This window comes from Pseudomonas costantinii (genome assembly GCF_001870435.1).
Taxonomy (GTDB): domain Bacteria; phylum Pseudomonadota; class Gammaproteobacteria; order Pseudomonadales; family Pseudomonadaceae; genus Aquipseudomonas; species Aquipseudomonas costantinii.
Genome location: NZ_MDDR01000016.1, coordinates 233,763 through 259,363 on the forward strand (window position 1 = coordinate 233,763; position 25,601 = coordinate 259,363).

Below are 25,601 nucleotides of genomic sequence, written 5' to 3' on the forward strand. Positions count from 1 at the left end.
AAAGCGCAGCACGAGCAATGCCGGCTGCGCGAATAATCTTGTCGCCGGTTTTCTGACGCGCCTGATGCCCGACGGGTCAATAAACTCAACGTTTTCCCAGCTTTCGGGCAACCTGCTATTGAGTCAGGGCTCATGCAAAAAGTTCCCGCTTCAATAACCGGCTGATTTCACCCGCGCCGTGCACCGTAATCTCACATTGCCACGAATGCCCGGCTATTGTGCCGCTCCCCCCCTCTATATACTAGTGGCCTGTGTGACCCTTTGATTCGCCGATCCAGGCGTCCTGTTTGCAGCCCCCTTTGGATCGCTTTTTGCGGAATCCTTCAAATGAGCCAACAGTTTCAACACGATGTCCTGGTGATCGGTAGTGGCGCGGCCGGCTTGAGCCTGGCACTGACCCTCCCAAGCCACCTGCGCATTGCAGTACTGAGCAAGGGCGACTTGGCCAATGGCTCGACATTCTGGGCCCAGGGCGGTGTCGCCGCAGTGCTGGACGACACCGACACGGTGCAATCCCACGTCGAAGATACCCTCAACGCTGGCGGCGGCCTGTGCAACGAAGACGCTGTACGCTTCACCGTCGAGCACAGCCGCGAGGCCATTCAATGGCTGATCGACCAGGGCGTGCCGTTTACCCGCGACGAACACGCCAGCAGCGACGACGGCGGATTCGAGTTCCACCTGACCCGTGAAGGTGGCCACAGCCATCGCCGCATCATCCACGCCGCCGACGCCACTGGCGCCGCGATCTTCAAGACACTGCTCGACCAAGCCCGTAAACGCCCTAACATCGAACTGCTGGAGCAACGGGTTGCCGTCGACCTGATCACCGAGAAACGCCTGGGCCTGGAGGGCGAGCGCTGTCTCGGTGCCTATGTGCTCAACCGCAGCAGCGGCGAAGTCGACACCTACGGCGCGCGCTTCACCATTCTCGCCTCGGGCGGCGCGGCCAAGGTCTACCTCTATACCAGTAACCCCGACGGTGCCTGCGGCGACGGCATCGCCATGGCTTGGCGCTCCGGCTGCCGGGTGGCCAACCTGGAATTCAACCAGTTTCACCCCACCTGCCTGTATCACCCACAGGCCAAGAGTTTCCTGATCACTGAAGCCCTGCGCGGTGAAGGTGCGCACCTGAAGCTGCCAAATGGCGAGCGCTTCATGCAGCGTTTCGACCCGCGCGCCGAGCTTGCACCCAGGGATATTGTCGCCCGTGCCATCGACCACGAAATGAAGCGGCTAGGCATCGACTGCGTTTATCTGGACATCAGTCACAAGCCCGAAGACTTCATCAAGACCCACTTCCCGACGGTGTACGAACGCTGCCTGGCCTTCAACATCGACATCACCAAAGGCCCGATCCCCGTGGTGCCGGCCGCGCACTACACTTGCGGCGGCGTGATGGTCGACCAGCACGGCCGCACCGACGTACCCGGCCTGTATGCGATTGGCGAAACCAGTTTCACCGGCTTGCACGGCGCCAACCGCATGGCCAGCAATTCGCTGCTGGAATGTTTTGTTTACGCCCGCTCGGCAGCATCCGACATCCTCGAACAACTGCCACGCATTCCCGTACCGGCCGCCCTGCCCCGCTGGGACGCCAGCCAGGTCACGGATTCGGACGAAGACGTGATCATCGCCCACAACTGGGACGAGTTGCGACGCTTCATGTGGGACTACGTGGGGATTGTGCGCACCAATAAGCGCCTGCAGCGCGCACAACACCGCGTGCGACTGCTACTGGACGAGATCGACGAGTTCTACAGCAATTATAAGGTCAGCCGCGACCTGATCGAGTTGCGCAACCTCGCCCAAGTGGCGGAACTGATGATCCGCTCAGCCATGGAACGCAAGGAAAGCCGTGGCCTGCACTACACCCTCGACTACCCGCAGATGCTGCCCGAGGCCCGCGACACTATTCTGGTGCCAACCACCTACGGCGGCTGAACTTCAGGCGTACCCGCAGGCGCCGATGCACATCGGCGGCCTGCGAGTCTTTCGGCACACAGATCGATTGCACCCGCCATTCGCCCGGCACTCGGTAGCGCAGCACCACGATCAGCGGTAATGCCAGGCTGTCGGGACGCAGCTGCACGCTGTGCCAACCCCGCTCAACACTGAATAATTGCCAACCGTCTTCGTCGCGACGCAGACCACGAATCGACGAACGGTGGGTTAACAGGATATGCCGCGGTAAAACCCAGGCGGCATGAGCCAGGCAGAACAACATGCCCAGGCTGGAGAAAGGCAGATCGATAACCAGCAAGGCACCCAGCGCGAACAACTGGGCAAGAAGATAGGCCGCCAGCAACAGCCGTGAGGCCTGCCAGCGGCATTCGAAGCTATTACTTGGGCTGGACACGATCCAGGATCATCCGAACCATGCGCTGCAGCTCCGGGTCCTCAGATTCGGCACGCTCCATGAACCAGCCGAACATGTCCTGGTCTTCGCAAGTCAGCAGCCTGACGTAGAGATCGCGATCCACTTTATTGAGCGTCGCGTACACCTCTTTAGTGAAAGGTACCAGCAACACATCCAGCTCAAGCATGCCACGGCGGCTGTGCCAGTAGAGGCGATTGAGTTCTACATCTTCGACCATGGAACGCTCCTCAAATAGAGCGCAAGTATACAGACCCGACGGCACCGGAACAGTCGGCTTTGGTCGCCCCACACGGAAACTATCCATTTACCGGGCGCCCCTCTATGATGCACCCATGACTTTTTGACCTGCGATGACCCATGGCTGACTCTGCTTTCTTTTGCCCCCTGTCTCACGAAGGCGTTCTCGCCGTCCGCGGCTCTGACGCTGCCAAGTTCCTGCAAGGGCAGCTGACCTGCAACCTCAATTACCTGAGCGACACCCAGGCCAGTCTCGGTGCGCGCTGCACGCAAAAAGGGCGTATGCAGTCGAGCTTTCGCATCCTGCTGCAAGGTGACGGCGTACTTCTGGCAATGGCCACGGAACTGCTCGAACCGCAATTGGCAGACCTGAAGAAATACGCCGTGTTCTCCAAATCCAAACTCACTGACGAAAGCGCCGCCTGGGCGCGTTTCGGCCTGTCGAATGCGGATCAAGCGCTGGCGACCCTGGGCCTTGAACTGCCTGCCGAGACTGACAGCATCGTGCGCACCGACACGCTGATCGCCATTCGCGTCTCCCCCGACCGCGCCGAACTCTGGGTGCCTGCCGAGCAAGCCGAAACTGTACACAACCAACTGGCCGCACAGCTAAAAGAAACCGACTTGAATGAATGGCTGCTGGGCCAGGTCCGCGCCGGCATCGGCCAGGTCATGCCCCAGACCCGCGAACTGTTTATCCCGCAGATGCTCAACCTGCAGGCGGTCGGCGGTGTCAGCTTCAAGAAAGGCTGCTACACCGGCCAGGAAATCGTCGCGCGCATGCAGTACCTGGGCAAACTCAAGCGCCGTCTGTATCGCCTGAGCCTCGATGCGGCCGAATTGCCCGAGCCAGGTACCCCGCTGTTTTCCTCCAGCCATAACAGCTCGATCGGCGAAGTCGTCATCGCAGCAAAAGCTGACCAATCGATTGAACTTCTGGCAGTACTGCAAGCCGAAGCTGCCGACAGTGGTGATGTACATTTAGGCACCCTCGAAGGCCCCGGTTTGGAGCTGCTTGAACTGCCCTACCAACTGGACCGTGATCGAGAGATCCAGCGTTAATCGCCGTACCCTTTTGCAATACCCTAGAGAGCGTGAATGAACAAGCTGGCGGAGAAAGTCCAACAGGCTTTGGTGATGGCCATCGACAACGATGACCTGGTTCTGCCGACATTACCGGAAGTGGCCCTTAAAATTCGTCAGGCCGCCGAAGACCCGGATATCAGCATCAGCCACTTGAGCAAAGTGATCGGTCGCGATACCGCCCTGTCGGCGCGCCTGATCAAAGTGGTCAACAGCCCACTGCTGCGGGCAACCCAGGAAGTTACCGACCTGCACACCGCCATTACCCGGCTGGGCACCAACTACAGCAGTAACCTGGCGATCGGCCTGGTGATGGAACAGATCTTCCACGCCCGGTCCGACGTCGTCGAACAGAAAATGCGTGATGTGTGGCGCCGCAGTCTTGAAGTGGCAGGCGTCAGCTATGCCTTGTGCCGTAGCCACAGCCAGCTCAAGCCGGACCAGGCAGCCCTCGGCGGTTTGGTGCATCAGATTGGCGTGCTACCGATTTTGACGTATGCCGAAGACCATTACGAACTGCTGTCGGACCCTGTCAGCCTCAACCATGTGATCGACAGCATCCATCCATTGCTGGGGGACAAACTGCTGCGTGGCTGGGACTTCCCGGAGATGTTGGCGAACCTGCCGGGGCAATACCTGGACATGGAGCGCGACTCCGCAAACCTGGACTACATCGATCTGGTACAAATCGCCGTGCTGTATTGCCACCGCGGCACCAACCACCCCCTGGCGAACGTGCCTATTTCCAGCCTGCCGGCGATCAAGAAACTGCAGGTCGACCCCTACAGCGATGCCCTGCGTGCCGAGCTGGATGAAGCACGGTCAATGTTTTACTGATTAACCCGCGATAAAACTCACACGCACCTTCAACCCCGCCAACTCACCATCATGCAGGCTGATCTGCGCAAGGTGCGCGCGGCAGATCTCCCCAACAATCGCCAGCCCCAGCCCCGAGCCAACACCCTGCTGGCTGCGACGGTAGAACCGTTCAAATACCCGGTCCCGTTCATCCAGCGGGATTCCCGGGCCATCATCTTCTACTTCCAGGACCGCAGGCGCCGTGACCCGAAGGATCACATTACCACCCGGTGGTGTATGGGCCAGGGCGTTATCGACCAAGTTGCTCAGCAGCTCGTTCAACAAGGTCGGCTCGCCCCGCAGCCACACAGGCTCATCCGCTTCCAACGCCAGGGCGACGCCGCGCGCGTGGGCCAGCGGCGCCATGGCCATACCCAGCTCACGAGCCAACTGACTGAGGTCGAGTAATTGCGCACCACCTTCGGCAATCGCCCGTGCGCCGTTTTCGATACGCGCAAGCGACAGCAATTGATTGGCCAGATGGGTCAGACGGTCGGTACCTTGTGCGGCGGTTTCCAGCGTGCTGCGCCACGTCGCCGGAGCGTCGCTGCGCAGGCCAAGCTCCAGCCGAGCCTTGAGCGCAGCCAGCGGAGTACGCAGTTCATGGGAGGCGTCGGCGATAAACTGCGCCTGACGCTCGAACTGGCCACGCAGGCGTTCAGTGAAGTGATTGAGGGAACGCACCAACGGGCCAAACTCATGTTGTACCTCCACCAGCGGTAACGGCCGCAAGTCGTCGGGCTGGCGCTCTTCTACCGCCGTACGCAGGCGCTCCAGCGGGCGCAGCGCGGCACTCACGGCAAACCACACCAGCAGCAACGCGCCGATAGCCAACATCCCAAGACGCAGCAATGTATCGGCCAGCAGGCTACGGGCCATGCTCTCGCGCGCTTCATCGGTCTCTGCCACGCGAATTTCCGCCATACCGTTCATATTCGGCTCGGAGACGGCCTTGAGCAGGCTGACAACGCGTACATGCTGGCCCTGGTACATGGCGTTGTAGAACCGCGCCAACGCGGGGTAATCATCGGTGCGCGGCGTACCGGGGGGCGGGCCGGGAAGATTTTCGTAACCGGAGATCAGCTTCTGATCAATATCATTGACCTGATAATAAATACGCCCGGCGCTGTCGTAAGCGAAAGTGTCCAGCGCCACATACGGCACATTGGCACTCAGGGTGCCATCCACCTGCGTCAAACCGGCGGCGATGGTGCGGGCCGAGGCCAGCAGTGTGCGGTCATAGGCGGTGTCGGCGGCTTCACGACCGTTCCAGTAGGCACTCATGCCGCTGGCGAGCATCAACACCACCAATAGCAGCGCCAGGTTCCACAGCAGACGCCAACGCAGGCTGCTGGGCTTATGCATCGCGGGCTTCCAGCAGGTAGCCGAGACCTCGGAAGGTCACGATGGCGATGGGTTGGCCATCGAGTTTCTTGCGCAGGCGGTGTACGTAGATTTCGATGGCGTCGGGGCTAGCCTCTTCGTCCAGGCCGAATACTTGGGAAGCAAGTTGCTCCTTGCTCATTACGCGGCCCGGGCGAGCGATCAATGCCTCAAGCACGGCCTGCTCGCGGGAGGTCAACGTCATCAGTTCGCCCCCCACCGTGAAACGTCGGGTATCCAGGTCGTAGACCAACACGCCGCACGCCTGCTGGCGCTCACCACCCAACACGCTGCGTCGCAACAGCGCCTTGACCCGCGCTTCCAATTCAGTCAGTTCAAACGGCTTGGCGAGGTAGTCGTCAGCCCCCAGGTTCAGGCCATGCACACGGTCCTTCACATCACTGCGTGCCGTCAGCATCAACACAGGCAGATTTTTCCCACGCGCTCGCAACCGCGCCAGTACCTCGAAGCCGTCCATGCGCGGCAACCCCACATCGAGGACCATCACCGCATATTCCTCGCTGCTCAAGGCCAGGTCCGCGGCCACCCCATCGTGCAGCACGTCGACGGTCAACCCCATGCTCTTGAGCGCTTGGGCGACACTTTCGGCGAGCTGCAAATGGTCTTCAACCAAGAGGACACGCATGGATTTCCACCTCATTCGGGCGTGATCGACGCCACGCTTTGCGGGGCAGTTTACAGGCGCCACCTGCCCTGTGAAGCCCGAAAACATTGAAAGACAACTGAAAGGTTAGTGAAAGCTTCGCCCACTAGCATCCAACGACGGTGGGGAATACCCGCCCAGCTACCTGACCCGTAGCGCCCGAAAAACGCCTCGAAGCGTTTTCGCCAACATAAGAACAATAACGGAGTACTCAACGATGCTGTCGACACAGCCCCAGGCGCCCTCGTCTGTTCGTTTTTCCCGCCTGACCCAGACCGCCCTTGCCAGTGCCACCGCCCTCGCCAGCTTTTCGCCGCTTAGCCAGGCCGCCTTCTTCGAAGACAGTAGCGGTACCCTCGAAACCCGCAACATGTACTTCAATCGCGACTTTCGCGACGGTACCAGCAAGCAGCAATCCAAGCGCGATGAATGGGCCCAGGGTTTCATGCTCAACCTGCAATCGGGTTACACCGACGGTACCGTCGGCTTTGGCGTGGACGCACTGGGTATGCTCGGGGTCAAGCTCGATTCCAGCCCTGACCGCACCGGCACGGGCTTATTGCCCACCGACAACGGTCGGGCCGTCGACGAGTACTCCAAACTCGGCCTGACCGGCAAAGTGAAGATCTCCGCCACGGAGCTTAAGATCGGCGCGCTGATCCCCGAACTGCCGATCCTCAAGCCCAACGATGGCCGGATCCTGCCGCAAACCTTCAACGGCGGCCTGCTGACGTCGAAAGAGTTCAAGAATCTGGTGTTTACCGGTGGCCGTCTGGACAAAGCCAAGGATCGCGACTCCACCGACTACGAAGACATCGCCCTCAACAACAAGAACAGCCGCTTCCTCAGTGGCGCCACCGGCAAGCATTTCAACTTCGGTGGCGTCGACTACAAGTTCGCCGACAAAATAACCGGCAGCTACCACTTCGCCCAGCTCGACGACGTCTACCGCCAGCACTTCCTCGGCTTGGTCGCCGCCCGCCCGATGGGCCCCGGCACCTTCGCTGCCGACCTGCGCCTGGCCATCAGTGATGACGCAGGCGCGGCCCGTGGCGGCAAGATCGATAACAAATCCCTCAACGGCCTGTTCAGCTATGCCCTCAATGGCCATAAGCTCAGCGCCGGCTACCAGCACATGTCCGGCGACAGCGCGTTCCCGTATGTGGATGGCAGCGACCCGTACCTGGTCAACTTCGTGCAGATCAACGACTTTGCCGGCGCCGAAGAACGCTCCTGGCAGGCACGCTACGACTACGACTTCGCCAAGTTGGGGATTCCAGGCCTGAGCTTCATGAGCCGTTACCTGTCAGGTGACAACATCAAACTCAAGAACGGCGAGACCGGCAAGGAGTGGGAACGCAACAGCGAGATCCGTTACGTGGTGCAAAGCGGCACATTCAAGGATGTGGCCGTACGCCTGCGCAATGCCACGTACCGCTCCAACTATTCAGCCCGTGATGCGGATGAAGTGCGCTTGCTGGTGAGTTACAGCCTGGCCCTTTGGTAAGTAGAAACTCATAACAACAAAGACGGAGAAAACCATGACCCTTTCACTGCGTAAGTTGGCCCTCGCCGCCGGCTGCATGATGTTCGCCGGCCAACTACTGGCCGCCGATGAACCCAAGCGCCCGGAATGCATCGCCCCAGCCTCCCCCGGCGGTGGTTTTGACCTGACCTGCAAACTGGCGCAAAGCGCGCTGGTCAACGAAAAACTGTTGAGCAAACCGATGCGCGTGACCTACATGCCTGGCGGCGTGGGCGCGGTGGCCTACAACGCCGTGGTGGCCCAGCGCCCTGCGGACGCGGGCACGCTGGTGGCGTGGTCCAGCGGTTCGCTATTGAACCTGGCCCAAGGCAAGTTCGGTCGCTTCGATGAAAGCGCCGTGCGCTGGTTGGCGGCGGTCGGTACCAGCTACGGTGCCATCGCAGTGAAAAGCGATTCGCCCTACAAGACCCTCGACGATCTGGTTAAAGCCTTGAAGAAAGATCCGGGCAGTGTAGTCATCGGTTCCGGCGGCACCGTCGGCAGCCAGGACTGGATGCAAACCGCCCTGATCGCCAAGGCCGCCGGGATCAACCCGCGCGAGCTGCGCTATGTAGCCCTCGAAGGCGGCGGCGAAATCGCTACCGCCCTGCTCGGCGGTCATATCCAAGTGGGCAGTACCGACATCTCCGACTCCATGCCGCACATCCTCAGCGGTGATATGCGTCTGCTCGCAGTGTTCGCCGAACAGCGTTTGGACGAGCCGGAAATGAAGAACATTCCGACCGCCAAAGAGCAAGGCTACGACATCGTCTGGCCGGTGGTGCGCGGCTTCTACCTCGGGCCAAAAGTCAGCGATGCCGATTACGCGTGGTGGAAAGACGCGTTCGACAAACTGCTGGCCTCCGAAGAGTTCGCCAAACTGCGTGACCAGCGCGAGCTGTTCCCCTTCGCCTTGACCGGCCCGGAGCTGGACACCTACGTGAAGAAACAGGTGGCTGACTACAAAGTGCTGGCCAAAGAGTTCGGCCTGATCCAGTAATCGCCCCTCTTTTGCGCGGCCGCGCCCTCATGAACCGGGGGCTCGGCCCAGGAGTTCCACATGCTCTTACAACGCATTTTTGCCTCCGTGATGCTGCTGGTCTGTGCGGGGCTCGCGCTGATGGCATTACCGTATCAGGCGTCGTTTTCCTACGAACCGGTAGGGCCTCGGGCCTACCCGCTACTGATGCTCGGGCTGATGAGCCTGGGCCTGATCTACATGCTGTTTCGCCCACAGCCCACCAAGCACACCGAAGAAGAACCCGCGCTGGACCGCGAAACCCTGATCAAGATCAGCGTCTGCGTGGCGCTGTTGATCGTGTTCGCCGGTACCTTCGAATCCCTGGGCTTCATCCTCAGCAGCATGCTGATCGGCATTCCGATGGCACGCCTGTATGGCGGCCGCTGGTTGCCCAGCGTGGTGATTGTCAGCCTGATCGCCATCGGTCTTTATCTGTTGTTCGATAAAGCCATGGATGTACCGCTGCCGCTTGGTCTGCTTGAGTTTCTGGAGAACTGACATGGATACTTTCAGCTATTTGGGCCAGGGCTTCGGCGTTGCGCTGTCCCCGTACAACCTGGTGACTGCGCTGTGCGGCACCTTGATTGGCACCGTCGTCGGCCTGTTGCCTGGCCTGGGCCCGATCAACGGCGTGGCATTGCTGATCCCGATTGCATTCGCCCTTGGCCTGCCACCTGAGTCCGCATTGATTCTGCTGGCAGCCGTGTACCTGGGCTGCGAATACGGCGGCCGTATCAGCTCGATCCTGCTGAACATTCCAGGCGAAGCCTCCACCGTGATGACCACCCTTGACGGTTACCCAATGGCCCGTAAAGGCCTGGCCGGGGTGGCGCTGTCGTTGTCGGCGTGGAGTTCGTTCATCGGCGCGTTTATCGCCACCTGCGGCATGGTGTTGTTTGCGCCGCTGCTGGCCAAATGGGCGATTGCCTTCGGTCCGGCGGAATATTTCGTACTGATGGTGTTCGCAATTGTCTGCCTCGGCGGCATGGCCGGTGACAAGCCGCTGAAGACGTTTGTCGCGGCGCTGATCGGCCTGTTCCTCTCAGCGGTCGGCATTGACGCCAACAGTGGCGTGTACCGCTTTACCGGCGACAACATCCACCTGACCGATGGCATCCAGTTTGTTGTGTTGGTGCTGGGGTTATTCTCCATCAGCGAGATCCTGTTGCTGCTGGAAAAAACCCACCGTGGCCAGGAGGCGGTGAAAGCCACCGGACGAATGATGTTCAACCTGAAGGAAGCGTCCTCCGTCTTCGTGGTTAACATCCGTTGTGGCCTGCTGGGTTTCATCATGGGCGTATTGCCGGGTGCCGGCGCCACCCTGGCGTCGGCCGTTGCCTACATGACCGAGAAACGCCTGGCAGGTGCCAGCGGTAAATTCGGCCAAGGCGACATGCGTGGCCTCGCCGCGCCGGAAACCGCGATCGGCGCGTCCGCTTGCGGCGCCCTGGTGCCGATGCTGACCCTCGGCGTGCCAGGTTCGGGCACCACGGCGGTGATGATCGGCGCGCTGTCGCTGTACAACATCACTCCTGGCCCGCTGCTGTTCCAACAGCAACCGGACATCGTCTGGGGCCTGATCGCTTCGTTGTTTATCGCCAACATCATGCTGGTGATCCTCAACATCCCGATGATCCGCATCTTCACCCGCATCCTCGCCGTGCCGAACTGGGCGCTGGTACCGGTAATCGCCATCATCACCGCGATTGGTGTGTACGCGGTTCACGCCACCACCTTCGACCTGTTCCTGATGGTGGGTATCGGCATTTTCGGCTACATCCTGCGCAAGCTGGACTTCCCGCTGTCGCCGGTACTGCTGGGCTTTATCCTCGGCGGTTTGATGGAGCAGAACCTGCGCCGTGCGCTGTCGATCTCCAACGGTGCGCTGGACATCCTGTGGTCGAGCCCGATCACCTTCGGTGTCTGGGTACTGACCGCATTGATGCTGGCCTTCCCGCTGGTGCGTATCTACCGCAAACGTGCCCAGCAGCGTCGTGCCGTGGCCGATGCCTGAGGTCACCTTTAAACAATGGTGGGCAACACCGCTGGTCGGCTTGGCCGGCGGTTACCTGGCCAGCCTCGTCGGCTGGCCGTTGCCGTACATGGTCGGCTCGTTGCTGGCGATCATCCTGGTGCGCTGCCTGACACCTTGGCAGTTGGCTGAGATTCCCGGCGGGCGCAAATGCGGCCAATGGGTAGTCGGAGTCGGCATCGGTCTGCACTTCACCCCGGTGGTGATCGAGCAAGTGATGAGCCACTTCGGTTTGATTTTTTTCGGTGCGCTGATCACCAGTTTGTCGAGCATTGTCGGCGTGTGGCTGATGCGCCGCAGCGGTGAAGACCGCGCCACCGCGTTTTTCTCCAGCATGCCGGGCGGTTCCGGTGAGATGGTCAACCTCGGCGCGCGCAATGGCGCGGTGCTCAGCCGTGTCGCGGCGGGGCAGAGCCTGCGGGTGCTGGTGGTCGTGCTGTGTGTGCCGGCGATCTTCAAGTACGTGCTGGAAGGCGGTGCGCCACAGTTTCATCCGGCACCGGTAAGTTGGATGTGGCTGGCGCTACTGTTTCCAATCGGCGCGCTGGTGGCTTGGGGATGGCAGCGTTTACGTCAGCCGAACCCGTGGCTGTTCGGGCCGCTGCTGGTCAGTGCTACCGCCAGTGTTGTGTGGGACTTGCACATCGGCCTGCCCGATGGCGGCAGCCAGATCGGCCAGTGGCTGATCGGCAGCGGCTTGGGTTGCCACTTCAACCGCCAGTTCTTCCGCCGGGCGCCATCGTTCATGGGACGCACCTTGATTGGCACGGCTTTGACCATGGCACTGGCGACGTTGGCGGCGGTAGGCTTGAGTGCGCTGACGCACTTGGACTTGCGTTCACTGACCTTGGGCATGATGCCCGGCGGCATTGCCGAAATGAGCCTCACCGCCGAGACCTTGCAACTGTCGGTGCCACTGGTAACAGCGATGCAGGTGATGCGCTTGTTGTTTGTGCTGTTTCTGGCGGAGCCGTTGTTTAGGCACTGGAACCGCCAACCGGAAAAAACTTAAGTCTCCGACACCGTTCAAGATGTGGGAGGCCTCAAATTGGCGGCAACCGCCACTCAATCGGCATCTCGCCATTCTGCTCAAGAAACTTGTTGGTGCGGCTGAAATGCCCACATCCCAAAAACCCACGATACGCCGACAACGGCGATGGATGCACCGAGGTCAACACCAGGTGTTTAGTCGCATCCACCAGCTTCTGCTTGCCTTGCGCATGGGCGCCCCACAGCAAAAACACCAAATGCGGCTGATGCTCGCTGACCACTTCGATAATCCGGTCGGTAAAGAACTGCCAACCCTTGCCGGCATGGGCATTGGCGTTGGCGCGCTCCACGGTCATGGTGGTGTTGAGCATCAACACGCCCTGGTCGGCCCAGCTTTGCAGGCAGCCGTGGTTGGGAATGTCGATATTCAAGTCGCGCTTGAGTTCTTTGTAGATATTGACCAAGGACGGCGGCGTCGGCACGCCCGGTTGTACCGAGAAACACAGACCGTGGGCCTGGCCGGGGCCGTGGTACGGGTCTTGCCCGAGAATCACCACCTTGACCTTGTCCAACGGCGTAGAGTTGAGCGCATTGAAAATCAGCGGGCCGGGCGGGTAGATCTCTTTGCCGGCGGCATGTTCCTGACGCAGAAACTCGCGCAACTCGGCCATGTAGGGCTGATCGAACTCATCGCGCAGGGCGTGTTTCCAGCTGGGTTCGAGTTTGATACGGTCGCCTTCGGTCATGGTGGGATCATCGTGTAAAAAAAGAATGGGCGAACCCTAGGAAAGCCGACCCCGCTTGTCAATTGATCTGACACACAACCGGCACTTTCCGTTGAAGCGATCATACTGAACCTTCACTGTCTGGATTGAGGTCACGATGAACCTGCACTTCGAAGAACTGACCGGCAGCGACGGTGCCCGCCTCGGCATCGCCAGCCTGGACGCGGAAAAGTCCCTCAACGCGCTCTCCTTGCCGATGATCCTGGCCCTGGGCGAACGCCTGGACGCCTGGGCCAAGGACCCGAATATCGTCTGCGTGCTGCTGCGTGGCAATGGGCCCAAGGCCTTTTGCGCCGGTGGCGAAGTGCGCAGCCTGGCCCTGGCCTGCCGTGAACATCCAGGTGTTGTGCCAAGCTTGGCCGCGCAATTTTTTGCGGCGGAATACCGCCTCGACTATCGCCTGCACACCTACCCAAAACCGCTGATCTGCTGGGGCCATGGCTATGTGCTGGGTGGCGGCATGGGCTTGCTGCAAAGCGCGGCAGTGCGCATCGTCACGCCGAGCAGCCGCCTGGCTATGCCCGAAATCAGTATCGGTCTGTACCCGGATGTGGGCGCGAGTTGGTTCCTGTCACGCCTGCCCGGCAAGCTCGGCCTGTTCCTTGGCCTCACCGGCGCGCACATCAACGGTCGCGATGCTTTGGACCTGGGCCTGGCCGACCGCCTCCTGCGCGACGACCAGCAAGAGGAACTGATCGAAGGCCTGCTGCGACTGAACTGGCAGGAACAAACCCCGATGCAGCTCAATAGCCTGCTTAAAGCGCTGGCCCAGGAAGCCGTGGGCCAGCAACCCGAAGCGCAATGGCTACCACGCCGTGCACAGATCGACGAATGGCTGGATGTGGGCGATGTGCGCTGTGCCTGGCGGGCCTTGAGCCTATTGCGCGACCACGCCGATCCGCTGTTCAACCGCGCAGGCAAGACGCTGAGCGAAGGCTGCCCGCTGACCGCACATCTGGTGTGGGAGCAAATCCAGCGTGCCCGGCATCTGTCCTTGGCCCAGGTGTTCCAGATGGAATACACCCTGAGCCTGAACTGCTGTCGTCACCCGGAGTTCGCCGAAGGGGTACGCGCACGGTTGATCGACAAGGACCAGCAGCCTCATTGGCACTGGCCCGATATCAATACAATTCCCGAGGCTGTAGTAGAGGCACACTTCCACAAGGCTTGGGAAGGCCGGCACCCGCTGGCGGATTTGTCCGATTTTTAACGGTGCCCGCCATGGCCTCCGCCCCGGTTGCCGCCGCCGTTATGACCTCCGCCGTTGCCCCAACGATTGCCCCAGCCCTGGTTTGGGTACGGCCGGTAACCGGGCCTTGGGTAATACCCCGGCGCAGGCTGGTAATAACGCGGCGCCGAATAGTAGCGCGGCGGCGGCGCATAGTAGCTGCGCCCATAATAGGCGGGGCCGCCGTAGTAATAGGCCGGGGCCGGGGCGGTGTAAACCTCGGAGCGATAGTAAGTGGCGCCACCATCGTAATAGGGCACACACGCAGAAAGGGTCAGGCCGAATAAAGCGCTAAGAAGCAGTCGTCGATACATGGCGGCCTCCTGGACCGCGGAAGAGCACCTCCAGCGACGCTGGAGGGCGGCATTCATCTTTCATTGAATGACGAAGTATCTGACATCAAAAACCGAATCTGGTGCGTTTTTGACACAGGCTGAAACATCTGTTTCGGACGAGCTGAGCGCCTCATTGCAGTGCGGCGGCGCACCAGCACAACGCATTGCCATCCGCTTGCCCATCGCACCCATCGCTCAAACCCGCGATCTACACGCCCGCCCCTTACTTGGCACGACTCTCGCTTTGCCTACCCCGTGCAGGATTCATCACAGGTTCGCGGCACCACAATTTGCAATGGCTGACTAGGGTTCCGGCTCGCTTGACGCGAGTGGCTGGTCCGAGAGTTGGCGACCTCCAGTTGAGGTTACACGGCGGGATAAAAGCCCGGGAGACAAGCCACCGTTTACGGTGCCGCGTTGCTCCTGCTCGCCCTTGATCAACTGGAGAAACCCCATGCCATCACCCCGTTTACCCGCCCTGCTCGCCGCCGCCTTCGCCGCCGTACTGAGCTTCCAAACCCAAGCTGCCCCCAAAGACCACTTCAGCGTGTGCTGGACCATCTACGCCGGTTGGATGCCCTGGGAGTACGCCGGCAGCCAAGGCATCCTCGACAAGTGGGCCAAGAAATACGGGATCAAGATCGACATGGTCCAACTCAATGACTATGTCGAATCCATCAACCAATACACCGCCGGCCAGTTCGACGGTTGCACCATGACCAACATGGACGCCCTGACCATCCCCGCCGCCGGTGGCGTGGACAGTACCGCGCTGGTGGTCAGCGACTTCTCCAACGGCAACGATGGCGTGGTGATCAAGGGCACCGGCAAGACCGTGGCCGACCTCAAAGGCATGAACGTCAACCTGGTGGAGCTCTCGGTATCCCACTACCTGCTGGCCCGCGCATTGGAGTCGGCCGACCTCACTGAAAAAGACCTGAAGGTCGTCAATACCTCTGACGCCGATATCGCCGCGGCCTTCAACACCGACCAGGTACAAGCCGTGACCACCTGGAACCCGATGCTTTCCGAGATCAAGGCCAAGCCTGGCGTCACGCAAGTGTTCGATTCCAGCAAAGTGCCCGGCGAAATCATGGACATGATGGTCGTCAACACCCAGACCCTCAAAGACAACCCGGCCCTGGGCAAAGCCCTCACCGGCGCCTGGTTTGAAGTGGTCGCCTTGATGAACGCCAAGGGCGCCGCCAGCACCGAAGCCCTCGAACATATGGCCAAGGCATCCGGCACCGACCTCAAGGGTTTCCAGTCGCAACTGGACACCACCAAGCTGTTCGCCACGCCAAAGGAAGCCCTGGCCTTTGCCACCAGCGCGCAGTTGCCCGCCACCATGCGCAAGGTTGCCGAGTTCTCGTTTGAACACGGTCTGCTCGGTGAAGGTGCCAAGGACACCAGCGCCGTGGGCATGAGCTTCGCCAATGGCGTGACCAGCGGCGATAAGGCCAACCTCAAGCTGCATTTCGACCCCAGCTACGTGCAGTTGGCCGCCGACGGCAAGCTGTAAGAGGACCCGGTCATGCGCCTGATCAACCGTCACCCGGAACGCTCCAGTCGCCTGCTGTTGGTGATACTGCCGTTCGCCCTGCTGCTGTTCGCCTACTTTGTGGGCTCGGCCGAGCGGCTGGCGGATAACCCCAACGACAAGCTGCTGCCCAGCGCCATGCAAATGGGCGACGCGGTAAAACGCCTGGCATTCAGCGCCGATGCCCGCACCGGTGAATACGTGCTGTGGCAAGACAGCGCGTCGAGCCTGCGCCGCCTCGCCATCGGCTTGGGCATCAGTGCCCTCGCCGGCCTGTGCCTGGGCATCGCTGCCGGGACCCTGCCGCTGTTTGGCGCGCCGTTGTCGCCATTGCTGACGGTGCTGTCGATGGTGCCACCGCTGGCGATCCTGCCGATTCTGTTCATTGTGTTTGGTTTGGGAGAGCTGTCGAAAGTGATGCTGATCGTGATCGGTATCACGCCGTGCCTGGCGCGGGACCTGGAACAACGCGCGCGGGAAATTCCCGTCGAGTTGCTGGTCAAGGCGCAGACTCTCGGTGCCTCGACCTGGACCTTGATGCTGCGCGTGGTATTGCCGCAACTGCTTCCACGCCTGCTGATCTCGTTGCGGTTGATGCTGGGCTCGGCGTGGTTGTTCCTGATCGCCGCCGAGGCCATCGCTTCCACCGACGGCTTGGGCTACCGAATCTTCCTGGTACGCCGCTACCTGGCAATGGATGTGATTTTGCCCTACGTGGTGTGGATCACCCTGCTCGCCTGGCTGATGGACTGGGGCCTGAAGGCCCTGACCCGGCGCGCGTTCCCCTGGTACGAAGGAGCGCGAGCATGAGCTTTATCAGCGTCAACAATGTGTGGCAGCGCTATGGCGACCAAGTGGTGCTCGAAGGTCTCAACCTGCAGGTCGCCGAAGGTGAGTTCTGCACCTTGGTCGGCACGTCGGGTTGCGGCAAGTCGACCTTTCTGCGCCTGCTGCTGGGCCAGGAAACCGCGAGCAAAGGCCAAATCCTGCTGGACGGCCAAGCGCTCGCCGCCGAGCCGGATGCCAGCCGTGGCGTGGTGTTCCAGCGCTACTCGGTGTTCCCGCATCTAAGCGTGCTGGACAACGTCGCCCTTGGCCTGGAACTGCCCCGCTCACGCTTGCTGGGCAGACTGTTCGGCAAGGCGAAAAAAGACGCACGGGAACAAGCCGCCGCACTGCTGCATAAAGTCGGCCTCGGCCACGCGCTCGACAAGTACCCGGCGCAACTCTCAGGTGGCATGCAACAACGCCTGGCCATCGCCCAAGCCCTGATCATGAAACCCCGCGTATTGCTGCTGGACGAACCCTTCGGCGCCCTCGACCCGGGTATTCGCAAAGACATGCACCAGTTGTTGCTGGAGCTGTGGCGCGAGACTCGACTGACGGTGTTCATGGTCACCCACGACCTGAGCGAAGGCTTCAGCCTCGGCACGCGCTTGCTGGTGTTCGACAAGGTCCGCGTCGACCCCCACGCCCCCGGTGCTTATGGCGCCCGAATCACCTACGACATCCCTTTGAACAGCGAGCGCCGCAAGGCGATCGCCGCTGAACTTGGAGCAACTTCCAAATGACCGATTCCATTCAAGTGTTCCCCCCGTTCGCCGAGGAAATGCTCCCCGGCGGCGGTCACCGTTCGTTCGTGTTGAAACGCGGCCAACTGCTGCGCCTCACCGACCTGCGCGGTGGTGCCAACGTCAGCCTGACACTGCTCAATGCCAATGAAAAAACCGAGCGCCTGAACCTGCCCGACAGCCTCAAATGCCAACACACCGCCAAGCTCACCAACGGTCATTGCCTGTATTCGGACATGGGCCGCGTACTGGCTGCGATCACCGCCGACACCTGCGGCTGGAGTGACAGCATCGGCGGTGTGCTGTGCGCCGCTGAGGTCGCCGAAAAATACGGCCAAGGACGCTTCCAGGAACGGCGCAACGCTTTCTTCCGCAACGGCACCGACAACCTGTTGGTGGAGCTGGGCAAGTGGGGCCTGGGGCTGTCTGATTTGCTGATGACCCTCAACCTGTTCAGCAAAGTCAGCGTGGACGATGCCGGTGGCTTGCACTTTGTGCCGGGCAACTCCAAGGCTGGCGACTACATCGAACTCTACGCGCCGATGGACACGCTGGTGGTGCTCACAGCGCTGCAACACCCGATGGACCCCAACCCCGAGTACGCGCCGCAGCCGCTGAAACTGAGCTGGATGAACGCCGACAACAGCGTTGCCGAACACTGCCGCACTTCGCGCCCGGAAAACCAGCGCGGGTTTATCAATACCGACCGTCTGTTCGCCTGAGGAGCTGCCATGTCTATCGCACTGAAACAACCCGACGCAGCCGTATACCGCGCGACCATCCCCGCCGGTGAGCCGTGGCTGATGGAGGTCAAGGCCGGACAGACCTTGCGCATCCTCGACCTTGAGGGCAACCAGGCTGTCGACACACTGTTCTACAGCCTGCAAAACCCCAAGGAACGCTACGACGTGCAGCGCACGTTGCGTCGGCAAAACAGCGTCTACCTGAGTACCGGCAGCGTGCTGTATTCCAACCTCGGCCAGCCGATGTTGACCATCGTCGATGACACCTGCGGGCGCCACGACACCCTTGGCGGCGCCTGCGCCCAAGAGAGCAACACCGTGCGCTATGCCCTGGAAAAACGCTACATGCACAGCTGCCGCGACAACTACCTGCGGGCCTGTGCACACGACGGCCGCCTGGGCAAAAGCGACATCGGGCCGAACATCAATTTCTTTATGAATGTACCGGTGACGGCTGACGGTGGGCTGACGTTTGAAGACGGCATTTCCGCCCCCGGCAAGTACGTCGACCTGCGCGCGGAAATGGACGTGATCGTGCTGATCTCCAACTGCCCGCAACTGAACAACCCCTGCAACGCCTACAACCCGACACCTGCGGAGTTACTGGTATGGAACTGAAGCTCAAGCGCCTGCGTAAATGGTTGTTTGTTCTGTGCCAGGCTCGAGCCGGGCAGTGCATCCGCAAACAATAAAAATCAAAAAATGTGGGAGCTGGCTTGCCTGCGCCCACTGTTGATCTCTGTTTGTTTTGAGATTTGCGCCATGGACGACCCTGGCGCCTACCCCACTTTGCGGGACGGCCCGCATCCCAGGACAAGGCTGAACAGTTGTCAGCCTGCGGGGTTTTGCCATGTTTGAAAAACTGTTGATCGCCAACCGTGGTGCCATCGCCTGCCGCATCCTGCGCACCTTGCGCGAGCTGCAGGTCAAGGGTGTCGCCGTGTACGCCGAAGCCGACGCAGCCAGCCTGCATATCAGACAGGCCGATGAGGCCTACAGCCTGGGTGAAGGCGCGGCCGCCGGTACCTATCTGGCGGTGGAGAAAATCCTCGCCACCGCGAAGGCCAGTGGCGCCAAGGCAATTCATCCTGGCTATGGTTTTCTCTCGGAAAACGCCGCGTTTGCCCAAGCCTGTGAAAACGCAGGCATCGCCTTTGTCGGGCCGACGCCGCAACAGCTACGCGTGTTCGGCCTCAAGCACACCGCCCGTGCCTTGGCCAAGCAATATCAGATCCCACTGTTGGAAGGCACCGAATTGCTCGACAGCCTCGATGCTGCGCTATTGGCAGCCGACAACGTGGGCTACCCGGTGATGCTCAAAAGCACCGCCGGCGGTGGTGGTATTGGCATGCGCGTGTGCCGTAGCGCGATGGAATTGAGTGAATCCTTCGAAGCCGTCAAACGCTTGGGGCAGAACAACTTCAGTGATGCCGGAGTGTTCATTGAGAAGTACATCCAGCACGCCCGCCACCTGGAAGTGCAGGTGTTTGGCGACGGCGCGGGTGAGGTGATCGCCCTCGGTGTGCGCGACTGTTCCGTGCAACGACGGAACCAGAAAGTCCTCGAAGAAACACCTGCGCCGAACCTGCCGGAGGGCATGGCCGATGCGCTGTGTTCAGCCGCTATTACCCTGGCCAAGGCGGTGAATTACCGTAGCGCCGGGACCGTGGAGTTTATCTTTGATAGCGCCGACGGCCGCTTCTACTTCCTCGAGGTGAACACCCGCCTGCAAGTGGAACACGGCGTGACCGAGCAGGTGTGGGGCGTAGACCTGGTGCGTTGGATGGTGCAACTGGCAGCCGGTGAATTACCGCCGTTGAGTGAGCTTGCGTTAAAACCCCATGGCCATGCGATTCAGGCACGGCTGTATGCGGAAGATCCGGGCAAGGATTTCCAGCCGAGCCCCGGACTGTTGACCTGTGTGGATTTCCCGATTGCCGAAGGTTTGCGCATCGACACCTGGGTGGAAGCAGGCTGCGAGATTCCACCGTACTTCGACCCGATGATCGCCAAGCTCATCACCTGGGCACCTACCCGCGAACAGGCACGTCTGGACTTGCATCAGGCCTTGAGCGACAGCCGACTGTACGGTGTGGAAACCAACCGCGATTACCTGCGCCAGATACTGCTCGCCGCGCCGTTCGCCAGTGGTCGTCCGTGGACGCGTTGCCTGGAAGATATGGTCTACAGCGCCAACACTTTTGAAGTCCTCAGCGCCGGTACGCAAACCAGCGTGCAGGACTATCCCGGCCGCCTCGGTTATTGGGCCGTGGGTGTACCGCCGTCGGGGCCGATGGACAGTCGCGCCCTGCGATTGGGTAACCGTCTGCTGGGCAATAGCGACGGCGCGGCAGCGCTGGAAATCACCATGGGTGGGCCGATGTTGCGCTTCAACTGCGCGGCGGTTGTGGCAATCACTGGGGCTGATATTCCGCTGCGGTTGAATGAGCAAACGGTGCCGATGAATACCGCACTGTTGATTGAGGCGGGGTCGGTCTTGAGCCTTGGCACCATCGCCGGAGCCGGTGCGCGCAGTTACCTGTGCCTGCGTGGCGGGCTACAAGTGCCGGACTACCTGGGCAGTAAAAGCACCTTCACCCTGGGCCAGTTTGGCGGGCACGGTGGGCGCGCACTGCGAACCGGTGATGTGTTGCATGTGTTGCCGCTGGCGGACACGAGTGCCGGACAAAATCTGGTCGCCGAACCTTTGGCGCAAACACGTACATTGCGTGTGATTTATGGCCCGCATGGGGCGCCGGAATACTTCAAGCCTGAGTACATCGACACCTTCTTCGCGACGCAGTGGGAAGTGCATTTCAACTCCAGTCGAACCGGCGTGCGGTTGATCGGGCCAAAGCCTTTATGGGCACGGACGGACGGGGGTGAGGCGGGGCTGCATCCGTCGAATATTCATGACAACCCCTATGCCATCGGCGCGGTGGATTTCACCGGGGATATGCCAGTGATCCTGGGGCCGGATGGGCCGAGCCTGGGTGGGTTTGTGTGCCCGGTAACGGTGATCGAGGCGGACTTGTGGCAACTGGGGCAGCTCAAGGCGGGGGACAAGCTGCGCTTTGAACCCGTGAACCTCGAGACCGCTCGATTCCTCGCCTTGAAATGGGATCAAGGTGGCAGCAGGCTTCAGGCAGACCGCAGTGATCTCAATCCACTTCAGATTGAGTCGCCGGTGGTGCTGGACATCGGTCAGGCCGACACACGCCTCGTCGCCAGAGTGGCCGGCGACACCCATCTGCTGCTGGAAATCGGCGCCCCTGAACTCAACCTGGTGTTGCGCTTTCGCGGCCACGCCCTGATGCAAGCGCTTGAAGCCCGCGCGTTGCACGGCGTGATCGACCTGACCCCAGGCATTCGCTCACTGCAAATCCACTACCAACCCGAACAGTTGCCCCTGGCTGACCTGTTGCCGCTGATCGCCAACGAATGGACCACCGTGTGCGCCACGCAAAACCTGCAAGTGCCGTCGCGCATCGTGCATTTGCCATTGTCCTGGGACGACCCGGCGTGCCAGTTGGCCATCGAAAAATACATGACCACCGTGCGCAAAGACGCGCCCTGGTGCCCGAGCAACCTGGAGTTCATCCGCCGCATCAACGACCTGGCCAACCTCGATGAGGTGCGCCACACCGTGTTCGATGCGAGCTACCTGGTGATGGGCCTGGGTGACGTCTACCTAGGCGCCCCGGTGGCCACCCCGCTGGACCCGCGCCACCGTCTAGTGACCACCAAATACAACCCGGCCCGCACCTGGACCGCCGAGAACTCCGTGGGCATCGGTGGCGCCTACCTGTGCGTCTATGGCATGGAGGGGCCTGGTGGTTATCAGTTTGTGGGGCGCACCTTGCAGATGTGGAACCGCTATCGGGAAGTGGCAGCGTTTGATGGCAAGCCGTGGCTGTTGCGGTTCTTCGACCAGATCCGGTTCTACCCAGTGAGTGCTGAAGAGCTGGTGCAGATCCGCCGGGACTTCCCCCTCGGGCGCTTTGAATTAAGCATCGAGGACAGCCAGTTAAATCTGACGGATTACCAGGATTTTCTAGAGCGAGAGGCATCCAGTATCGGTGCGTTTCGTGAACATCAGCAGCATGCCTTCAATGCCGAGCGCGAACGCTGGATCGCCAGCGGCCAGGCACATTTCTACAGCGAAGAACTGGCGGCAACCCAAGGTGAAGACACACCGCTGCAGGCCAATGAAGTCAGCATCGACAGCCCTATCGCCGGCAATCTCTGGCAGGTCCAGGTAGCTGTGGGTGAGCGAGTGTTGGCTGGCGATGTGCTGGTGATTCTGGAGTCAATGAAGATGGAAATTCCGGTACTGGCGCCCTTCCCTGGCACCGTGCGCGAGATCCCGGTGCAACCCGGCAGCGGCATTGGCGCCGGGCAACGGGTAGTGGTGCTGGAACGTGACTGACTTTTCTATTTCTACAGGCGGACAAGCCATGAATCTGCAACTGGACAACCTGCGCAATGCCTATCTCAGCGGCGACACCACCCCACGTGATGTACTGCTGCACCTGCGCGAAAAAGCCGCGCAATTGAACCCCGACAATCACCTGTTTATCCACCTGCTCAGCCTGGAAGAACTGGAGCCATACCTTGTGGCACTGGAGGGTCGCGATCCGTGCGAACTACCGTTGTTCGGCGTGCCCTTCGCGATCAAAGACAATATCGACCTGGCGGGCATTCCCACCACCGCCGCCTGCCCGGCCTTTGCCTATGTGCCGCCACGCAGTGCAACGATTGTCGAGCAGTTGATCACCCTGGGCGCGGTGCCGCTGGGCAAGACCAACCTGGACCAATTCGCTACCGGGCTCAATGGCAGCCGCTCGCCGTATGGCGCCTGCCCCAACAGCGTGTTGCCGCAATACCCCGCAGGCGGCTCGAGTGCAGGATCTTCGTTGGCTGTCGCCCTGGGCGTGGCGAGCTTTGCCTTGGGCACCGACACCGCCGGTTCCGGGCGTGTGCCGGCGGCGCTGAATAACCTGGTGGGGCTCAAGGCGAGCAAAGGGCTGATCTCCACGGCGGGCGTGGTGCCGGCGTGCCGCACGCTGGATTGCGTCACCACCTTTACCCGCACCGCGCGCGAGGCCAGCCAGTTGCTGGCACTGACCGCCAGGCTTGACCCGCTGGACGCCTACAGTCGCCAGAACCCGGCGTGGAATGACGCCTCGGCGTTTGGCGCGCCAAGGCCGTTTCGCTTTGGTGTACCACGCCAGGAGGACCTGGAATTCTTCGGCTGCACGCAAGGCCCAACACTGTTTCAGCACGCCATCACCCGCTTGATTGCCCTCGGCGGCGAACCGGTAACGCTGGACCTGTCGCCCTTCCTCGAAGCCGCGCGCCTGCTCTACGAAGGGCCATGGGTGGCCGAGCGCTACAGCGTGGCCGGTGAACTGATGGAGCGAGATCCCGAGGCGGTGCTGCCGGTGATTCGTGCGGTGCTGGCCAAGGCGCCAGCGGTGACCGGTGTCGACACCTTCCGTGCCGAGTACCGCCTGCAATCGCTGAAAGCACTGTGCGACCGCGCAATGGAGGGGCTGGACTGCGTGCTGACGCCAACCATCGGCCGCCCGGTCACCCTGGAAGAACTGCATGCCGAACCGGTGCTACGCAATGCCGAACTGGGCTACTACACCAACTTCATGAACCTGCTCGACTACGCGGCCGTCGCCGTGCCCAGCGGGTTGATGCACAACGGTTTGCCCTGGGGGGTGACGCTGTTTGGCCGAGCGTTTACCGACCAATACCTGCTGGGCGTGGCGGATGCCTTACAGCGTCAGCAGGATGCGTCGCTGGGTGCGCCCACGAGTACCGCCAGCCATGACTGCACACGGCTGGTGGTCTGCGGCGCGCACCTGCAAGGGTTGGCGCTTAACGGCCAGTTATTGCGCCGTGGCGCGCGTTTGTTGGAGTGCACCCACAGCGCTGCGGACTATCAACTGTTCGCCCTAGCCGGTGGGCCGCCTTATCGTCCCGGCATGCTGCGGGTCAGCGACGGCGGTGTAGCCATCGAAGTGGAAGTGTGGGAGTTGCCAAGCCGCGAACTGGGCTCATTTCTCACCGGTATCCCTGCGCCACTGGGCCTTGGCAAGGTGCAACTGGCGGATGGACGCTGGGAAAGTGGTTTCATCTGCGAGCCCTACGGCTTGAAGGACGCCGTGAACATCAGCCACTTCGGCGGCTGGCGCAACTACCTGCGCAGCTTGCAATAGCGCAACGGCGCTGTATCGTGCAGGGAACTCCGGGGCCCTGCCCAACCCAGCCTGAACCGACCGATGACCACGCCAACCCTCTGCCCCGCCTGCGGTGCCCGCAACGACTGTACCCTGGCCGACCCGCGCACTGCCGACCAAGCCTGTTGGTGCTACAGCGTCACCATCGACCCGGCGGTGCTCCAAGCCCTGCCGGACGAACTGCGCAATAAAGCCTGCTTGTGCCCGCGCTGTGCCCAGGTGGATGAGCAATTGCGTGGGGCTGAACAACCGTAATGCGCGTAGATCGTTTCCTCAGCAACCTACCGCGTTTCAATCGCCAGCAAGTGCGTGTGCTGTTGGTGGAGCGACGGGTGACCGTCGATGGCGTAGCGGTCAGCGACCCACACCACGAGGTGCGCGAGTTCAGCCGTGTGTGCGTTGACGATGAAGTGCTGCAAGCGGGCAAAGCAGCGCGTTACTTCATGCTGCATAAACCTCAAGGCTGTGTGAGCGCCACCTCGGACCCGCAACACCCCACCGTCCTCGACTTGCTGGATGAACCAGACAAAAGCGAGCTGCATATTGCCGGTCGCCTGGATTTCAACACCACCGGGCTGATGCTGATCACCAACGACGGCCAGTGGTCGCGGCGCCTGACGCAACCGCAAACCAAACTGCCCAAGGTGTATTTCGTGGAAACCGAGCAGGATATCGGGCCGGAGTATGCGGAGACTTTTGCGGCGGGCCTGTATTTTGCGTTTGAAGACCTCACCACCCAACCCGCTGAACTGGAACTGCTGAGCACCAGGACGGCGCGCCTGAGCATCATTGAAGGGCGTTATCACCAGGTGAAGCGCATGTTCGGGCATTTTGATAACAAAGTGATCGGCCTGCACCGTGAGCGAATGGGGCCGTTGGTGCTGGATGCATCCCTTGCGCCAGGCGAGTACCGGGCGTTGACTGACGACGAAATCCAACAGGTCTGACGACCGTTCGGCCGATGATGGCAAAAAA

Annotated in this window: 24 protein-coding genes and 1 riboswitch; of the genes, 18 read left to right on the plus strand and 6 right to left on the minus strand. The window is 61.1% G+C overall.

Going from position 1 to position 25,601, the window contains the following annotated elements:
* The first annotated feature begins 327 nt into the window (after window positions 1-327).
* Window positions 328-1,944, plus strand: coding sequence for an L-aspartate oxidase (nadB, locus tag BFL40_RS09500; protein WP_071483723.1), 1,617 nt, complete (start codon window positions 328-330; stop codon window positions 1,942-1,944).
* Here the strand turns inward: nadB and BFL40_RS09505 are convergent.
* Both BFL40_RS09505 and BFL40_RS09510 read right to left on the minus strand, forming a co-directional pair.
* Window positions 1,913-2,359: a protein YgfX gene (locus BFL40_RS09505; RefSeq protein WP_071483724.1), complete on the minus strand. Its 447-nt coding sequence runs from the start codon at window positions 2,357-2,359 to the stop codon at window positions 1,913-1,915. The genes nadB and BFL40_RS09505 overlap by 32 nt on opposite strands.
* Complete coding sequence (locus tag BFL40_RS09510; RefSeq protein ID WP_071483725.1) at window positions 2,343-2,597, minus strand: FAD assembly factor SdhE; 255 nt, start codon at window positions 2,595-2,597, stop codon at window positions 2,343-2,345. Before BFL40_RS09510 ends, BFL40_RS09505 begins: the two co-directional genes overlap by 17 nt.
* Before the next feature lie 140 nt (window positions 2,598-2,737).
* Here BFL40_RS09510 and ygfZ point away from each other — a divergent pair, with 140 nt between their 5' ends.
* Both ygfZ and BFL40_RS09520 read left to right on the plus strand, forming a co-directional pair.
* Complete coding sequence (gene ygfZ / locus BFL40_RS09515; protein WP_071483726.1) at window positions 2,738-3,679, plus strand: CAF17-like 4Fe-4S cluster assembly/insertion protein YgfZ; 942 nt, start codon at window positions 2,738-2,740, stop codon at window positions 3,677-3,679.
* 36 nt (window positions 3,680-3,715) lie between these two features.
* Window positions 3,716-4,537, plus strand: a complete 822-nt coding sequence (locus BFL40_RS09520) for an HDOD domain-containing protein (protein ID WP_071483727.1) — start codon at window positions 3,716-3,718, stop codon at window positions 4,535-4,537.
* Here BFL40_RS09520 and tctE read toward each other — a convergent pair whose 3' ends face one another.
* Together tctE and tctD are read right to left on the minus strand one after the other, a co-directional pair.
* On the minus strand, window positions 4,538-5,923 hold the full coding sequence (gene tctE, locus BFL40_RS09525) for a sensor histidine kinase (protein WP_071483728.1): 1,386 nt from the start codon (window positions 5,921-5,923) through the stop codon (window positions 4,538-4,540). It lies immediately after the preceding gene.
* Window positions 5,916-6,587: a response regulator gene (gene tctD / locus BFL40_RS09530; protein ID WP_071483729.1), complete on the minus strand. Its 672-nt coding sequence runs from the start codon at window positions 6,585-6,587 to the stop codon at window positions 5,916-5,918. Before tctD ends, tctE begins: the two co-directional genes overlap by 8 nt.
* Before the next feature lie 235 nt (window positions 6,588-6,822).
* Between tctD and BFL40_RS09535 the strand changes: the two genes are divergently transcribed.
* Genes BFL40_RS09535 through BFL40_RS09555 form a run of 5 tightly spaced genes read left to right on the plus strand, consistent with a single transcriptional unit; the run spans window position 6,823 to window position 12,195 of the window.
* Entirely contained in the window at window positions 6,823-8,112 is a 1,290-nt protein-coding gene (locus tag BFL40_RS09535; RefSeq protein WP_071483730.1) for an OprD family porin, read from the plus strand.
* Window positions 8,113-8,146: 34 nt separating this feature from the next.
* Window positions 8,147-9,130: a Bug family tripartite tricarboxylate transporter substrate binding protein gene (locus BFL40_RS09540; RefSeq protein ID WP_071483731.1), complete on the plus strand. Its 984-nt coding sequence runs from the start codon at window positions 8,147-8,149 to the stop codon at window positions 9,128-9,130.
* Window positions 9,131-9,190: 60 nt separating this feature from the next.
* Window positions 9,191-9,649, plus strand: coding sequence for a tripartite tricarboxylate transporter TctB family protein (locus BFL40_RS09545; RefSeq protein WP_071483732.1), 459 nt, complete (start codon window positions 9,191-9,193; stop codon window positions 9,647-9,649).
* A 1-nt stretch (window position 9,650) separates the two neighbouring features.
* Window positions 9,651-11,165: a tripartite tricarboxylate transporter permease gene (locus BFL40_RS09550; protein ID WP_071483733.1), complete on the plus strand. Its 1,515-nt coding sequence runs from the start codon at window positions 9,651-9,653 to the stop codon at window positions 11,163-11,165.
* Window positions 11,158-12,195, plus strand: a complete 1,038-nt coding sequence (locus BFL40_RS09555; RefSeq protein WP_071483793.1) for an AbrB family transcriptional regulator — start codon at window positions 11,158-11,160, stop codon at window positions 12,193-12,195. The genes BFL40_RS09550 and BFL40_RS09555 overlap by 8 nt, the downstream gene beginning before the upstream one ends.
* Window positions 12,196-12,226: 31 nt before the next feature.
* Here the strand turns inward: BFL40_RS09555 and ung are convergent, their stop codons facing one another.
* Window positions 12,227-12,919, minus strand: a complete 693-nt coding sequence (gene ung, locus BFL40_RS09560; protein WP_071483734.1) for a uracil-DNA glycosylase — start codon at window positions 12,917-12,919, stop codon at window positions 12,227-12,229.
* 136 nt (window positions 12,920-13,055) lie between these two features.
* On the opposite strand from ung, the gene dspII reads away from it, so the two are divergent.
* Complete coding sequence (gene dspII / locus BFL40_RS09565) at window positions 13,056-14,168, plus strand: enoyl-CoA hydratase/isomerase DspII (protein ID WP_071483735.1); 1,113 nt, start codon at window positions 13,056-13,058, stop codon at window positions 14,166-14,168.
* Here dspII and BFL40_RS09570 read toward each other — a convergent pair.
* Window positions 14,165-14,500, minus strand: a complete 336-nt coding sequence (locus BFL40_RS09570; protein WP_071483736.1) for a hypothetical protein — start codon at window positions 14,498-14,500, stop codon at window positions 14,165-14,167. The genes dspII and BFL40_RS09570 overlap by 4 nt on opposite strands.
* A gap of 313 nt (window positions 14,501-14,813) precedes the next feature.
* Window positions 14,814-14,915: riboswitch (guanidine-I (ykkC/yxkD leader) on the plus strand.
* 60 nt (window positions 14,916-14,975) lie between these two features.
* Between BFL40_RS09570 and BFL40_RS09575 the strand changes: the two genes are divergently transcribed.
* From BFL40_RS09575 to BFL40_RS09615, 9 genes are all read left to right on the plus strand, one after another.
* Window positions 14,976-16,043: a putative urea ABC transporter substrate-binding protein gene (locus tag BFL40_RS09575; protein ID WP_071483737.1), complete on the plus strand. Its 1,068-nt coding sequence runs from the start codon at window positions 14,976-14,978 to the stop codon at window positions 16,041-16,043.
* Window positions 16,044-16,055: 12 nt separating this feature from the next.
* On the plus strand, window positions 16,056-16,871 hold the full coding sequence (locus tag BFL40_RS09580) for an ABC transporter permease (RefSeq protein WP_071483738.1): 816 nt from the start codon (window positions 16,056-16,058) through the stop codon (window positions 16,869-16,871).
* Window positions 16,868-17,632, plus strand: coding sequence for an ABC transporter ATP-binding protein (locus BFL40_RS09585; RefSeq protein WP_071483739.1), 765 nt, complete (start codon window positions 16,868-16,870; stop codon window positions 17,630-17,632). Before BFL40_RS09580 ends, BFL40_RS09585 begins: the two co-directional genes overlap by 4 nt.
* On the plus strand, window positions 17,629-18,354 hold the full coding sequence (locus tag BFL40_RS09590; protein ID WP_071483740.1) for an urea amidolyase associated protein UAAP1: 726 nt from the start codon (window positions 17,629-17,631) through the stop codon (window positions 18,352-18,354). The genes BFL40_RS09585 and BFL40_RS09590 overlap by 4 nt, the downstream gene beginning before the upstream one ends.
* A gap of 9 nt (window positions 18,355-18,363) precedes the next feature.
* On the plus strand, window positions 18,364-18,993 hold the full coding sequence (locus BFL40_RS09595; protein WP_071483741.1) for an urea amidolyase associated protein UAAP2: 630 nt from the start codon (window positions 18,364-18,366) through the stop codon (window positions 18,991-18,993).
* Between the two features lie 232 nt (window positions 18,994-19,225).
* On the plus strand, window positions 19,226-22,804 hold the full coding sequence (uca, locus tag BFL40_RS09600) for an urea carboxylase (protein ID WP_071483742.1): 3,579 nt from the start codon (window positions 19,226-19,228) through the stop codon (window positions 22,802-22,804).
* 28 nt (window positions 22,805-22,832) lie between these two features.
* On the plus strand, window positions 22,833-24,605 hold the full coding sequence (gene atzF, locus BFL40_RS09605; protein ID WP_071483743.1) for an allophanate hydrolase: 1,773 nt from the start codon (window positions 22,833-22,835) through the stop codon (window positions 24,603-24,605).
* A gap of 63 nt (window positions 24,606-24,668) precedes the next feature.
* Window positions 24,669-24,881: a cysteine-rich CWC family protein gene (locus BFL40_RS09610; RefSeq protein ID WP_071483744.1), complete on the plus strand. Its 213-nt coding sequence runs from the start codon at window positions 24,669-24,671 to the stop codon at window positions 24,879-24,881.
* Window positions 24,881-25,573, plus strand: a complete 693-nt coding sequence (locus BFL40_RS09615; RefSeq protein ID WP_071483745.1) for a 16S rRNA pseudouridine(516) synthase — start codon at window positions 24,881-24,883, stop codon at window positions 25,571-25,573. The genes BFL40_RS09610 and BFL40_RS09615 overlap by 1 nt, the downstream gene beginning before the upstream one ends.
* Window positions 25,574-25,601: the final 28 nt, after the last annotated feature.